This window comes from Aminobacterium sp. UBA4908, from assembly GCF_002398115.1.
Classification (GTDB): domain Bacteria; phylum Synergistota; class Synergistia; order Synergistales; family Aminobacteriaceae; genus Aminobacterium; species Aminobacterium mobile.
Genome location: NZ_DHCG01000004.1, coordinates 111,865 through 125,044, shown reverse-complemented (window position 1 = coordinate 125,044; position 13,180 = coordinate 111,865). Strand labels below are relative to the sequence as shown.

Below are 13,180 nucleotides of genomic sequence, written 5' to 3'. Positions count from 1 at the left end.
CCCCTCCTAAAGAGAAGAATGATCGTGACTACATTGGTCGCCAACAATCTCAAGAGAATTATCGAGAAACGCTCTGAGTGTCTTTTCTACGGAAAGAGGAGGTACGCAAGCTACGTTCACTCCTCCATCTCTCAGCATTTGAGATGCCCTTTGTCCAATACCGCCAGTGATGACAAGATTGGCACCTAGGGATGCGATCCAATGAGGCATAGCCCCTGGCACATGTTCTCCTTGCGGAGGTGTTGCAATTTCCCGTGCTATTTCTTTTTGATTCTCTACGTCAACAACGAGAAATTCTTTTGCGTGTCCAAAGTGTTCTGATACGTTACCTCCGTTTTTAGCAATTGCTATCTTCATGGGAAAGCTCCTTTTTATTTATTTTCTTCAATTTCTGCCATGCGTTTACGAATATTTTCCATCTCGTTTTCAAGCAGAGATAATTCTTCCTTGAGCATATTTCGTTCTTCTTCAATCGTAGGAGTCGTAGGAGCATAATCCCAATCTACTGGAGCATTATAAATACCCCAACCTCTCCCCATGCCACGGCCTAAACCGAAGAAGCAACGACCCCATCGTGAGAATCGTCTACGCACATATCCAAAGTGACATAAACCTCTGCCACCACCTGTCATTGGTCCCATACCACGCGGTCCTGTTCTATCAAAACCAGGCATGTTATTTTTCCTCCTTATTGATAATGATTATCATTTGCATATAAATCCTATTCTCTGTTAAGATATTTGTCAAGCTATATGGTAAAAAGTGTTACGAGGTAGGGGCTTTTCTTCCTACCCATTAATAGATATGTTGAAAAAGGAGTTTTTACTCTATGGATCAAAACGATCAGGTTAAACGCGAGGAGTATGTTGAAGCCCTTAAAAAGGCTGGTTTTCGTTTAACAAACCAGCGCCAGACAATTATAGATGTGCTTATTGAAGGGGAGGCCGAACACGGTAATATACAACTGATATGGGAAAAGGCCCACGAAAAAGATCCCTCCATAGGTATTGCTACAGTGTATAGAACAATAGGCCTTCTTTCTGACATGGGGTTGCTCTATCGTTTTTCTCTTGATGAAGGTTTTGAACGCTTTGAACTTCCTTCTTCGTCTATTCATTTCCATCTTTATTGCCGTTGTTGTGGAAAGGTTCTTCATCTCAAGAATGAAGAAGAAAAAGAAAAAATTATTAAGAAATGGCTTGAAGAGGCAGGTTTTCAGCCTATTCCTCAGAGTCTTGAAATTGCTGGAATGTGTGGTGAATGCGCATCTAAAGTGAAAGAGTGCAAAAAGACACAAGATCTTCCATGCACTCTCTTAGGAAAAGGGTGGAGGCGACGGTATTGTGGCCGTCGGCGAGGCTGTTTCCGTCATGATGACCTATAGAAGTCAATACTATATAAAGACGGAGGGGGAATTGGGAATGAAAGACGTCGTACGCGTTGGTATTATTATCTGTAATAGATATGGAACTTGCGCAGGAGGGAAATGTCTCAGAGCCCTTCATAACAGAGAGGGAGGATTCGCCCGTTACAAAGACAGAGAATTAGAACTTGTGGGGTACACGACGTGTAATGGATGTCCCGGTGGAAATGTGGAATATGCTCCGGCAGAGATGAAGAAAAATGGAGCGGATGTTGTGCATCTTGCTACAGGTATGGTTGTTGGCTATCCTCCATGTCCGAGAATTGATTATTTTAAAAAATATATTAAAGAAGCTTTTGGCCTCGACGTTGTAGTGGGGACTCACCCCATTCCTGAGAAATACTACACTGTTCACTCCGCTCTAGGCACATGGAACTCTCCAATGTGGCAAGACCTGATCTCCGCTGTTATTGGCGATGAAGAGATACGTTTAGCGTATAATTAATTAAAAATAAAAAGAGCCGCCTTTGTGACGTGCACCCTCCAAATGCTGGATTTTCTATCCAGCATTTGGAGGGTGGGACATTGGCGGTTCTCTTTATTTTAAAATTCGCAAAATTCGAAAATGGATGCTAGTATATAAAAACCCTGATTCTTTCGTCGTCCCCCAGTTTTTTAAAGGGGGAGATTTTTTATGGGAGGTAAACGTGTAAAAGTAGTGGAAGTTCTTTTGGTGGAAAGGGATCAACAGTATGCCCAAGAAATGCGAAAACTGTTGAGAGAAGAAAAGATCGTTAACTCTTTACACATTGTTTGTAATCAATATGAGGCTCTCGATTATATTCGCCAAGTAGGTAAATATTGGGATCGTTCCGAGCCTGATGTGGTGATTACAGATTGTGCGTTGCCTAATCATGGCTGTGAGGAGCTTTTGTCGGAAATACGAAGTGAGCCAGCCTTTTTTTATCTCCCCATTATTTTTATTTCCACTCCTGGTGAAATGATTCCTTTCGAAACGGCTGATTATATGGTTCGATTCGTAGAGAAACCTCTTTCTGGAAAAATTTTATTGGAAGCCCTGACTTCCTTTGAGAATTTTTGGATAGCTGTGACCCTTATAAAAGGGTATTAAGAATTTGATCTCTATTGACTAAAGAAGGAGGTATATCATGACTCGGAGTATTGTAAATACGAGAGATATGGTGTGGGTCTTAGATCCTTCTGAAACTTTTGATGGTCCTGTGAGAGATGGAGGTGTTATTGTTGCTCGTGTAAGTCCGGGGTGCTGGGGAGCGATGATTACTCCAGATTTCCCGAGTGGTCATGAGGTGACCCGGCCTATAGCTGTAGAAGGGGCAGAAGTTGGAGATGCCATTGCGTTAAAAGTACGAAAAATACATGTCCTTTCATTAGCCACTACATCTGGTACCGATAAGCCCCAGGAAGGGCATTTTCAAGGGGATCCTTTTGTAGCGAAACGATGTCCTGCCTGTGGAGTCATAAATCCTGAAACATATATAGAAGGAATAGGAGAAGATGCCATACGTTGTAAACAGTGTGGTGTTCCTGTACATCCCTTTAAACTTGAAAGTACTTATACGATAGTGATGGATGACAATAGAAATGTAGCGGTAACGGTTCCTCCTGATGTAGCAGCAGAGATAGCTTGTGATGCGGCACATTTTAGTGCTCTTCCCCCAGAATCCAGACAGTACTCGGCAAATATTATTGCTCGTGGAGATCTGTCGGGTATTATTGCTCCGTTGCGTCCTATGGTAGGGAATATGGGGAGTTGCCCAGCAGCGGCTATGCCAGCATCTCATAATGCAGGTGATTTTGGAAGTTTCCTTGTAGGCGCTTCTCATAAGTATGCCTTAACTGAAGAGGCATTGAAGGATCGTACCGACGGCCACATGGACGTGAATGAGGTTGTGGAAGGTTCTCTCGTCATTGTTCCTGTGAAGGTTTTTGGCGGCGGTATTTATGTTGGAGATGTCCATGCCATGATGGGAGATGGAGAGATCGCTGGCCACACAACTGATGTATCAGCAGAAGTAATTATTGAAGTTCATATCATTAAAGGGCTGACTCTTGATGGACCAATTATTCTCCCTACTCATAATGACCTCCCGGATATTGTAAAACTTCGTTCCCCAGAAATAATGGAAAAAGCTTTAAATATTGCTGCTTCGTGGGGTTTTGATCTCGAACAGGAGGTTTTACCCCTTCAAGTAGTAGGAACGGGGAAAAATCTTAACGAAGCTGTTGATAATGGACTTATGCGTATGGTTTCCCTAACAGGAATGATGCTGCCAGAGATTAGAAATCGATGTACCCTTACCGGCCAGGTAGATATTGGCAGACTTCCTGGGGTTGTACAGATTTCCATGTTAGTACCTCGACCAGTTTTGGAGAGACTAGATCTTTGGAACATTATGTTGGAGCATTATTGCCAGTGTTAAAAGATGTTAAGAGTAACGAATAACCAATAACCAATAACCAATAACCAAAGAGGCTGCCTTAATAGCAGCCTCTTTGGTATTCCCCCCTATAGAGTAGTTCTTATTTTATAGAAACAACCCAGCTCCTGGTCCCATTGGAAGGTTAAAGATGTACCACACAATAAGCTGAAGAGTGAAGAATATGAGGTAAGCAATAGTATAGGGCATGGCCAGAGAGATGACGGTGCCCATTCCTACAGGTTCTGTGTGTCCCTCTGGTTTATATTGCTCCATTAGACCGATAACTACTGGGAGGTAGTAGGAAAGAGGGGTAATAATATTTGAAGATGAGTCTCCAATTCTGTAGGCAAGTTGAGTGAGGGCTGGAGAAAAACCTACCATGGAGAACATGGGTACAAATATGGGAGCTAATATAAGCCACTTTGCAGAACCGCTCATGATAAAGAGATTGAGGAATGTACAGAGCAATATATACATGACGAGGAGAGGAATTCCGCCGAGATTCATAGCTTCAAGCCATTCTGCACCTCGCACGGAAAGTATGGTTGCCATGTTGCTTGTGTTGAAAAGGTTAATGAATAGAGAGGCAGGTAATGCCACAACCAAAAAGCTCAGGCTGCCTTGCAATCCTTTTTGCATAAGCTTCGGAATATCAGAAGCTTCTTTGATGCTGCCTGACCCATATCCATAGGCAATTCCCACAAAAAAGAAAAGAAAGAAGATAATAGCTACGACGCCAGATAGAAGCGGAGACTTTGGAACAATGCTGCCATCATCAGCCCTGAAGAATGAGCCCTGGGGCACCGTAAGGTAGAGCAAAAGACCAATGCATATGATAGCAGCTATAAGAGCGTAACGAAGCCCACGATTTTCCTCTGGAGTTACAGCATGTTTCAGAAGTTCCGATTCATCTTCATGTCCATGAGTATCGCCAAGAATTTTGACTGTAAATCGTTCTGTAACGAAGGTTGTTACAAAGGTTATAACGAAGGTTGCCACTACAAGGAAGTACCAGTTGATAAGGGGATGAACAGGCCCGGGAATGTTCATCCCCTTGGTTACAGACTCTGTGATTCCAGCTAAAAGAGCGTCTGTTCCGGCAATAAACAGATTCGCAGTGAAGCCTCCAGAGGCAGCGGCATAACCTGTGACGATTCCGACCCATGGATTTCGCCCCAACGCTTTGAAAACGGCAGCACCAATAGCAGGAGTGAAAATGATGCCGGCATCAGATGCTAGGTTAGCGTTGATACCTACGAAGGCGAGAACCGCTGTGACAAGAAAAGAGGGTGCACCCATAATAGTTTTTCTCATGAGAGCTGAAATGAGGCCTGTTTGCTCGATGAGCCCAATCCCAAGCATCATAGTCATAATGAGACCCAGAGGCGCAAATCCTACATACGTTTTTACAAAGTCTGCAAAGAAAGGACGAAGCGCTTTATAACTAATCAAGTTGGTAACGGACACAGTGGTTTCTTTTGCGGCTTCTCCTCCTTTCCCAGCAGCCATGTATGTAACAGATACCCCTGCTTTTGAGAGTAAGAGTGAAAGAATAATGACGATAAGTGAAAGGGTGACGAAGAGCCAGAATGGGTGAGGAAGTTTGTTTCCGATAATTTCAATACCTTTGATGAAGCGTTGGAAAAGACCAGGGCCACTTGCTGACGACTTTTTCTTGTTTTCTACCATATAAAGCCCTCCTTTGCTATGTTGTATCATTGCTATTACAAGGGGGGAACGATTCACTAAGAGTCGTCGTACAAAAGCAATAAGCATGTTTTTTATATACTGCTTTTAATAATCAGTCAAGTATTAAAAATATCAGAAATGAAACGGATATAGGGATCCTATGGAAATATATACACACAGGTGTGTAAGTTATCCACAAATAAAGCCGATCGATGTGTTCATTCGATCGGCTTTATTTGTTATTGAAGTTGTTGAAGCAATAATATAATTCTGTTGAGTTGGTTTTCCATAAAATGCCGCACAATAATATGCCCTCTTGAAGTTTGCGGAGAAGAGGAAAGGGCTAAAGAGAGGCCGGGGATGTAATCAAGATTAATAGCCCAATCTTGTAGTTCCGGAGCTTTAAAAGCATAGAGAATCCGATTAAGATTCCTTATGTAAGATAATTGCTTCTCGAGAGACAAGGGATCTCTCAGAGTTTTTTGAATTCTTTGAAGTTCTTGAGTTATGGATTTTGCCTCGTCTTGCTTTTTAAACGCCTTGAAAAGAGGCTGGTCGAGACGCGCTGTAATAGTTTCAATAAGAGCGCGGATATTGTACGAGAAAGACGAAGCACATAATATTCGCGAAAGGGCGAGAAGATAAATTTGCCCATCTTGCTTCAAAATGGAGCTATCGGTGTACTGTGGAAGATCTTTTTCTGTATGCCACCACCAACTCATGAAGCTGTTGGAGGTTGTGTAGGGACTGCCTTTTGGAAGAGTGGAGGACCAAATAAGGTATGGAGAAATGCCGATATTTTGAAAAGATTGATCCCACCCTCGAACATGGGCTCCCCAGACACCTTTTTGTCCAGTGAGATCCTCTATAACAGATGCGCCCCAATTCATGAGGTCGGAGCCCACCGTTATTCGAGAAAAATTTGAAGCCCCTCTCATCCCTGGCATATCGATATTTGAATAGGCTAAGCAATGTCTGTTAAGAGAAATGAAGTTACGAGATGCGAAAGCGGAGGATCCGGCATAACGTCCGTTTGAATGACCTGACCACCAACAGATTCGAAGCCCAAATTTTTTCCCTCTCAATTTCGCAAAGGTTTCTGCCAACGCTAGGGCAATCGCATTGCCGGTGGCGTTGTCAGATGCTCCATAGTGCCAAGAATCTAGGTGGCTTCCAACGAGAAGATAATATGGAGATTCTGTATCCGAAGAAATTACAGCTTCAAGAACGGGTATGTTTGTTACAGCCTGGAGAACGTTTGTATATATTGTTCCCTGGAGAGTTTCCTTTTGTAGCGTCGATGCGAGAGTGTCACTTACGGGTTTTGAGAGAACAATGACAGGAATGGAAGTATACATTCCTGTCTGTTCCGGCTCTGGCGTACCCCATACCATGTTTACATTCCCTTCATGAATAAGTTCCTCATCGCCTTGAGACCAGAGAATAACAAAAGCAATGGCTCCACGACGCTCGGCATCCATAATGGCTACGGGATTCGATGTTCTTGAGACGACTATGATTCCTTCAAGATCTTTTTTATTTTCAGAAGGGTTTCGTTCTGCCCAAAAGGTAAGGGGATGATGTTCCAATGCTTGAGGGGCCATAAGCCGTAATGGAGCCGTAATGCCTTGAGGAGCTGTGGAAGGTGTGAAACTCCATGTTTTGCAAGGAACGTTCCTCTTTTCTCCCTGAGCGTCAACATAGGAAAAATGCGCCTCTTGGGGGGTACTTAAAATAGCCGGGAAATAATAACGCTGGAAAGGAACCCCAGTTGCCTGAAGCTGATTTTCTATGAAATCTAGGGCTCCTGCTTCTCCTTGGCTTCCAGAAAGTCGATTAAAAGAAGCAATAGTTTTTGTATCGTCAAAAAGCTGAGGCCCTGAGAGAGAAGCGCATAGTTCCTTTTCTGTTGGGGAAAGCATATCTAAGCCTCATCAGAGCGATAGATATGAGAGACTTTCAGAAACTCTTCAGTAAAATTAACAAGGTATGCGGAGACTCCTTCAATAATTTCTTTCCCCCATGGCGCATTCGCTTTTTCAGGGACATCCGTTCCACCATAAGCGCCATTAGATGTAACATCTTTCACGTTCCGGATAACTCTTACAGAACCTTTGCCGAAAAAGACAGTGCTGATATGGGTATTCTGAAGGGTATCACTGAGGTGGTGTATTTCTGCAGGGAAAAAGTCCTTCATATGTACCAAATCTGGTTTAATGGCCATCATGACTGATGTCTCTTGACCAGCTCCGTGTCCGCCAGACCACGTAGAATTCAGTTGTCCCGCAAGGACCCACCAATCTACAATTGCAGCTATACCGCCGCGATTGTAAACAGCTAATGCCGCCTTATCTAGCGAAGGACCATTGCCACCATGTCCATTAAGAAAAATTATTTTTTTAATACCTGCATTCATAAGGCCCATCGCTATTCGGGTCATAACTTCTGCTAGAACTTCGAGCCCCATATCGATAGTCCCGGGGAAAGAAGTGTGATAGGGACAGACTCCGTAAGGCATTGTTGGTACAAGAAGCACTCGATCTGGGTATGCGGCTTCTATTCGTTTTGCCAGCTCTTCAGGAATCATATAATCGGTTCCGAGAGGGCCGAGAGGGCCATGCTGCTCCACGCTCCCTAAGGGAATAAGTCCTATGGTTTCTTCAGAAATACTTTCCTCGAGTTTTTTCCATGTAAGAGAGGCTAAATACATTAGTATTGGCTCCTTTCTGAGTGAAACTAAAGCTTATTTTTATAAAAAGCCCTGGCTGTAAACGGCCAGGGCTTTTTAGAGTAGGGTAAGGTTATGCGAAGTGCTTCTCTAAAGTTTCTTGGGAAGCTGGACGAGTACACTTGCTGACGATGACCATAACGATCATTGCATAGATCCAGCAAACGATTAAGGGGTTAAATCCGAAAGCCCAAGACTTGAATTTGAGAGTCATAAGAACAAAGAGTATCTCTCCTACAACAACTGAAGCAAAAGCGCCAGCTTTTGTAGCGCCTTTCCAGTACATTCCCAAGATAATAGGCGCAGCCCAAATTCCTAATCCACCGAAGGCGAAGAGAATGAGCTTAAAGATGGTTGCTGGCCGGGATATACCAAAAAGAATGGCGATGACCCCAATAATGACTGTAACGTACCGCGATATTTTAAGGATATGAGCATCGGTAGCTTCAGGATTAAAAAGCTTCTGATATATATCTCTCGTTACTGCGCCAGTAGAGACGATAAGGAGGCTATCGATTGTGGACATTCCCGCAGCCATAATGCCTGCTATGAGAACAGAAGAAACGAAGGGGGATACGCTCTGCTGAAGAATCAGAGGAACAACAAAGTCGATTTGTTTCCCTTCTAAGAGAGGAATGGATACGATAGCATTGACGCCAGACCACTCAATAAGAGTTGCGGCAAGCCACATGCCGATTGTTCCCAGAATCACGGCTTTGAACATGACCTTATAATCTTTCATAGCAAAAAATTTTGTGAATAACGTGGGTTGGCCGATAGAGAAAAAGCTCCACATAACGATCATGGAAACATAATTTCCCCAGCCATAGGATCCCCCGACCCCAGGATGGCTCATATACTCTGGGTTCAGCTCCAGAAGTTTTTGGGAAATAGAGGAGAAGCCTCCCCCTATTTTCACTGAAATAATGAAGGTTACGATAGCTGTAAGAACCATGAGAGACCCCTGCACCACGTCTGTGAGCATGGCGCCGCGAATTCCACCGCTCATGCAGTATAAGATGACAATGACTCCCATGGCTACAATACCTACCCATTCAGGTGCACCAGTAAAGGTACGCAGAATAATGCCGGCACCAATAGTTTGTGCACCCATCATGGGGATAAGAAAAATGATCATAAGAACAGCAAGGAGAACGCGCAATCCGTCAGATTCAAAACGATCTGCAAGATAATCGGCCATAGTAAGAAATTTGTATTTATGGCCGAGGTGGACTAATTTCCTCCCTACAAAGAGTGCAGGGATGATCATGCTGAAAACAAGGCCGGGAACGGATATAGATAGGCCCGCAAAGCCTACTTTATAGCAAGTGGCTGGGCATCCCATGAAGGTACTCATGCTGTATTGAGTAGAGAAGTATGCAATACCACTTACAATAGCTCCAGCCTTACCACTCATAACAAAGAAGTCTTGGAGCGTGTTTGTGTTTTTGGCAGAGTAGTAACCAATGAGCGCCATTAAAATAAAATAAAAACCAAGAACAGAATAAAAAGCACCAGGCATTGGGTGGATTAATGTAGAGACAGCATCCATGATTATTCCCTCCTATTTTCCACTATCTTCGTCGAATTCGTGGTACTCGGGACGAGACATGGCCTGCTTATAAAAAATGTAGATGAGAACCATTGTCGCTGCCGTATGAAGGGTCCAACCTACGATAAACAAGGGAAGTCCTGCTATTGACGGAATGTACTTCGTGGAGAAAAAAAAAGGGAAAGGAATCATAATTAAAACGTACATAAACATGAAGATCCAAAACCATTTCTTTTCAAAAGCATTACTGAAAACACCCATGAAGAACGACCTCCTCTTAGCTGAGATGGGATTATAAGACGTTTTTTGTCGTTTCTTCAGGCATCACTCCCTTCCATAGAGCATAAAACTCCAAGTCGAAGAGAAAAATGGGGATGCATTGCAAGATTTCAAGGATGTAATATGCAAAAAGTAAGGAAGAAAGCAAAATATATGTAAAGGGCAATGTCAAGAACAGATAATGTATATGCATCCCCCTGCTCATCAATGGATACACAACTATATCCATTGATGATGATATTGTACATTCCGTATTCTTTTTTTGTCAAGTGTAGCCTTTAAAAATCGGTAGGTATGCTTTGAATCTTCTTTTTGATAAAATATCTTCGTTTCTTCTTAGGAACAAATTTGCGTATACGTGTTAGTATGCAATTATTCTTTTTCCTCTATGGGGGTGACAATGAGCGAAAAATTGCAGTGTTTTTTAAGAGCGACCACAATTAAGGAGGGAATATATGATGACCGTGGAAAAAGAACATCGCGAAGTTGGCTTAGCAGGTTCCATTGGAATTTTTAGTGCAATTCTTGCGATAATCATGGTAGGGAAATTGTTTTTTGGCTTCGATACGGCTCTTCTCTTAATGATTGTTTCTATGTTTACGTCCTTTGTGTATGTTTTTGGATATAAATTTACATGGGATGAACTTTTTAACGGAGGTATCGTTCCCATGGTGGCCAGAGCTTCGGGAGCTATTATGATACTTCTCACCGTGGGACCTATGATTGCAGCTTGGATGATTTCTGGAACAATTCCTTACATTATCTATCTTGGCCTTCAACTTCTTACTCCCAAAACGTTTCTTCTTGCCGCTTTTATCGTTACGTGTATATCTTCTACTGTAACTGGAACATCCTGGGGATCTGCTGCGACTTTTGGTGTGGCTTTTATGGGGATAGCTATGGGATTAGGAGTTTCTCCCGCAGCGGCTGCTGGTGCTATTGTAGCCGGCTCATATTTCGGTGATAAGCTGAGCCCTGTTTCTGACACCACTGTTTTGGCAGCTGCTACTGCAGAAGTAGATGTTATTGATCACATTCGCTCTATGATATGGACTACGGCTCCAGCCTTTATTATTAGCCTTTTGATCTATTCCCTTGTTGGGTCCAGAGCTTCCGGGGCTATCGATATGAGTCAGATTAACGAAATCCTGACAGCGTTACAAAATACGTTTACGCTGACACCAATCGTTCTCATTCCACCTGTCGTTCTTCTTATCCTTGCTTATATGAGGAAGCCCACTCTTCCTGTTCTTTGGGTTGCCATGATGGCTGCAGTACCTTTAGCTATGATGCAAGGGTATACAGTTCCTGAAGTTGTCAAGATAATGGCTAATGGCCCTAAAATTGCTACAGGTGTGGCCAGTGTCGATAAGTTACTGAGCCGTGGGGGACTTTCGTTCATGGCAGGGTCTGTTGCAGTTGTTTTCTTTGCTTATATTTTTGCCGGTCAACTTGAGTATTCTGGTACTTTTAGCAGGATAAGCACGGCATTGCGAGATAAGTTTATTCGTGGAAATAAGGGAAAACTTGTTTTCTCTATCTCTCTTTCAGGTATCATGACAGGTCTGGGAACGGGAAATTCGTACTTGAGTGAAATTGTTCCTGGTACTATGTATCGCGAATTGTGTGATGAGATGAATGTTTCAAGACGAGTTCTTTCCAGGACTCTTGAGGACTCTGGAACTGTGGTAGTTCCCCTCATCCCATGGTCTGCTGCCGGTATCTATATGTCCACCGTTCTTGATGTGCCGGTGTTTTCTTATGCGCCATGGGCCTTCTTATGCTACCTCGGTTTCTTAACAGCCTGGTTTTACGGCTTTACTGGTATAGCCATTTGGCCTTCAGATAAATCTAAGGCGAGAGGCTAGGCGATAGGTATGGGGCTTTTACTGATTAAAAATGGTCATGTTTATGGGCCAACATCTCTGGGGAGAAAAGATATACTTATAGCAGGACGTTCTATTTTGTCTATAGATACTCACATTTCGGAAGAGGCGGTACGGGCATTAGATAAAAACGCTGCCATTATTGACGCTGAAGGGGCCTGGGTTACACCTGGCCTTATGGATAGCCATATCCATTTTAATGGTGCTGGAGGAGAGGGTGGTCCTCATTTTCGAACTCCGCCCCTCCAACTAAGCAGTTTTATTCAGGCCGGTATTACCACGGCAGTGGCGCCTCTTGGTACAGACGGTGTGTCTCGATCGTTAAGAGAGCTTCTTGCAAAAGCACGTTCTCTCGAAAACGAAGGGATAAGTACCTATATGTACAGCGGTGCGTATCGACTTCCATCAGTAAGCATTACCGAAAACGTTATGACAGACATTGTTCTTATCGATAAGGTTATTGGAGCCAAGGTGGCCCTTTCAGATCATCGGTCATCCCATCCCACAGTAGAAGAGTTGCGAAGATTGATTTCTGATGCGAGAGTTGGTGGTATGCTGGCTGGGAAGGCGGGGATTGTAGAAGCTCATATGGGAGCTGAAGAGTGGGGGCTTGGTATTATCCAAGAAGCTCTTGCTGGAACACAAATTCCTATGAGTCAGATTGTACCTACACATGTAAATAGAAATCAAAAGCTTTTTGACGAAGCCCTTAAATATTGCGAACAGGGTGGAGTTGCGGATATGACTACAAGTATGGGAAGTGATAGTGACTCGGTGAAGCCCTGCGATGGAGTGCGTCAGGCGCGGTTGCGAAATATCCCCCTTTCCAGGTTTACTATGAGCACAGATGGCAATGGAAGTATGCCAGTGTTTAATAAAGCAGGTGAACTTGTAGGTATGGGAATTGGCGAGCCTATAACTCTCTTTACGGCGCTGCGGGAGATTCTTCTGGAATCGGGAGTCTCTACAGAGGAAGCTCTCGCTTTAGTGACAAGTAATGTAGCCGATCGGTTGAAACTAGCCAATAAAGGACGTCTCTCTGCAGGGAATGATGCAGATCTTCTTATCATCACTCCTAGCGATATAGCATTACGTTATGTAGTGGCTAAGGGAGTTATAATGATGAAAGAAGGGACGGTTATTCGCAAAGGAACCTTTGAGTCCTGCTAGATTGCAGGCCGAAGATAGAAAGCAAAAGATAAAAGATAAGTTTAGAGAGCT

Annotated in this window: 13 protein-coding genes; 6 read left to right on the top strand and 7 right to left on the bottom strand. The window is 43.4% G+C overall.

The genetic code is table 11. The features are described 5' to 3' along the window. Positions 1-6 precede the first annotated feature (6 nt). The gene (locus B4J50_RS05255) at positions 7-357 is read right to left on the bottom strand and encodes a NifB/NifX family molybdenum-iron cluster-binding protein (RefSeq protein WP_286953970.1); all 351 of its coding nucleotides are present in this window, start codon (positions 355-357) and stop codon (positions 7-9) included. Positions 358-371: 14 nt separating this feature from the next. Beyond that, the gene (locus tag B4J50_RS05250) at positions 372-674 is read right to left on the bottom strand and encodes a DUF5320 domain-containing protein (protein ID WP_286847744.1); all 303 of its coding nucleotides are present in this window, start codon (positions 672-674) and stop codon (positions 372-374) included. 155 nt (positions 675-829) lie between these two features. Here B4J50_RS05250 and B4J50_RS05245 point away from each other — a divergent pair, with 155 nt between their 5' ends. From B4J50_RS05245 to B4J50_RS05230, 4 genes are all read left to right on the top strand, one after another. Next, complete coding sequence (locus tag B4J50_RS05245) at positions 830-1,384, top strand: Fur family transcriptional regulator (protein WP_286847745.1); 555 nt, start codon at positions 830-832, stop codon at positions 1,382-1,384. Between the two features lie 37 nt (positions 1,385-1,421). Beyond that, on the top strand, positions 1,422-1,868 hold the full coding sequence (locus B4J50_RS05240) for a CGGC domain-containing protein (protein WP_286847746.1): 447 nt from the start codon (positions 1,422-1,424) through the stop codon (positions 1,866-1,868). Between the two features lie 189 nt (positions 1,869-2,057). Then, a complete protein-coding gene (locus tag B4J50_RS05235; RefSeq protein WP_024821254.1) occupies positions 2,058-2,495 on the top strand; it encodes a response regulator in 438 nt (145 codons plus the stop codon). Between the two features lie 37 nt (positions 2,496-2,532). Then, a complete protein-coding gene (locus B4J50_RS05230) occupies positions 2,533-3,825 on the top strand; it encodes an acetamidase/formamidase family protein (RefSeq protein WP_286847747.1) in 1,293 nt (430 codons plus the stop codon). Positions 3,826-3,930: 105 nt separating this feature from the next. On the opposite strand, the gene B4J50_RS05225 is transcribed toward B4J50_RS05230, so the two are convergent. The 5 genes from B4J50_RS05225 to B4J50_RS05205 all read right to left on the bottom strand — a co-directional run bounded on the left by B4J50_RS05225 (position 3,931) and on the right by B4J50_RS05205 (position 10,055). Next, positions 3,931-5,514 carry an AbgT family transporter gene (locus B4J50_RS05225; protein WP_286847748.1) on the bottom strand — a complete coding sequence of 528 codons (1,584 nt, stop codon included), beginning with the start codon at positions 5,512-5,514 and terminating at the stop codon, positions 3,931-3,933. Between the two features lie 239 nt (positions 5,515-5,753). Beyond that, positions 5,754-7,436, bottom strand: a complete 1,683-nt coding sequence (locus B4J50_RS05220; RefSeq protein WP_286847749.1) for a M28 family peptidase — start codon at positions 7,434-7,436, stop codon at positions 5,754-5,756. Between the two features lie 2 nt (positions 7,437-7,438). Next, on the bottom strand, positions 7,439-8,224 hold the full coding sequence (locus B4J50_RS05215) for a creatininase family protein (RefSeq protein ID WP_286847750.1): 786 nt from the start codon (positions 8,222-8,224) through the stop codon (positions 7,439-7,441). Positions 8,225-8,315: 91 nt separating this feature from the next. Further along, complete coding sequence (locus B4J50_RS05210; protein WP_286847751.1) at positions 8,316-9,794, bottom strand: sodium:solute symporter family protein; 1,479 nt, start codon at positions 9,792-9,794, stop codon at positions 8,316-8,318. 12 nt (positions 9,795-9,806) lie between these two features. Beyond that, positions 9,807-10,055, bottom strand: coding sequence for a hypothetical protein (locus tag B4J50_RS05205; RefSeq protein ID WP_024821248.1), 249 nt, complete (start codon positions 10,053-10,055; stop codon positions 9,807-9,809). Between the two features lie 473 nt (positions 10,056-10,528). On the opposite strand from B4J50_RS05205, the gene nhaC reads away from it, so the two are divergent. Both nhaC and iadA read left to right on the top strand, forming a co-directional pair. Further along, positions 10,529-11,941, top strand: a complete 1,413-nt coding sequence (gene nhaC / locus B4J50_RS05200; protein WP_245587068.1) for a Na+/H+ antiporter NhaC — start codon at positions 10,529-10,531, stop codon at positions 11,939-11,941. Between the two features lie 9 nt (positions 11,942-11,950). Beyond that, positions 11,951-13,129 (top strand): beta-aspartyl-peptidase, encoded by a 1,179-nt coding sequence (iadA, locus tag B4J50_RS05195; RefSeq protein WP_286847752.1) that lies wholly within the window; start codon positions 11,951-11,953, stop codon positions 13,127-13,129. The last annotated feature ends 51 nt before the right edge of the window (positions 13,130-13,180 follow it).

Coding starts and splice junctions, on each gene's coding strand:
- B4J50_RS05255 (WP_286953970.1), bottom strand. CDS start 357: ATGAAGATAGCAATTGCTAAAAACGGAGGTAACGTATCAGAACACTTT.
- B4J50_RS05250 (WP_286847744.1), bottom strand. CDS start 674: ATGCCTGGTTTTGATAGAACAGGACCGCGTGGTATGGGACCAATGACA.
- B4J50_RS05245 (WP_286847745.1), top strand. CDS start 830: ATGGATCAAAACGATCAGGTTAAACGCGAGGAGTATGTTGAAGCCCTT.
- B4J50_RS05240 (WP_286847746.1), top strand. CDS start 1,422: ATGAAAGACGTCGTACGCGTTGGTATTATTATCTGTAATAGATATGGA.
- B4J50_RS05235 (WP_024821254.1), top strand. CDS start 2,058: ATGGGAGGTAAACGTGTAAAAGTAGTGGAAGTTCTTTTGGTGGAAAGG.
- B4J50_RS05230 (WP_286847747.1), top strand. CDS start 2,533: ATGACTCGGAGTATTGTAAATACGAGAGATATGGTGTGGGTCTTAGAT.
- B4J50_RS05225 (WP_286847748.1), bottom strand. CDS start 5,514: ATGGTAGAAAACAAGAAAAAGTCGTCAGCAAGTGGCCCTGGTCTTTTC.
- B4J50_RS05220 (WP_286847749.1), bottom strand. CDS start 7,436: ATGCTTTCCCCAACAGAAAAGGAACTATGCGCTTCTCTCTCAGGGCCT.
- B4J50_RS05215 (WP_286847750.1), bottom strand. CDS start 8,224: ATGTATTTAGCCTCTCTTACATGGAAAAAACTCGAGGAAAGTATTTCT.
- B4J50_RS05210 (WP_286847751.1), bottom strand. CDS start 9,794: ATGGATGCTGTCTCTACATTAATCCACCCAATGCCTGGTGCTTTTTAT.
- B4J50_RS05205 (WP_024821248.1), bottom strand. CDS start 10,055: ATGGGTGTTTTCAGTAATGCTTTTGAAAAGAAATGGTTTTGGATCTTC.
- nhaC (WP_245587068.1), top strand. CDS start 10,529: ATGATGACCGTGGAAAAAGAACATCGCGAAGTTGGCTTAGCAGGTTCC.
- iadA (WP_286847752.1), top strand. CDS start 11,951: ATGGGGCTTTTACTGATTAAAAATGGTCATGTTTATGGGCCAACATCT.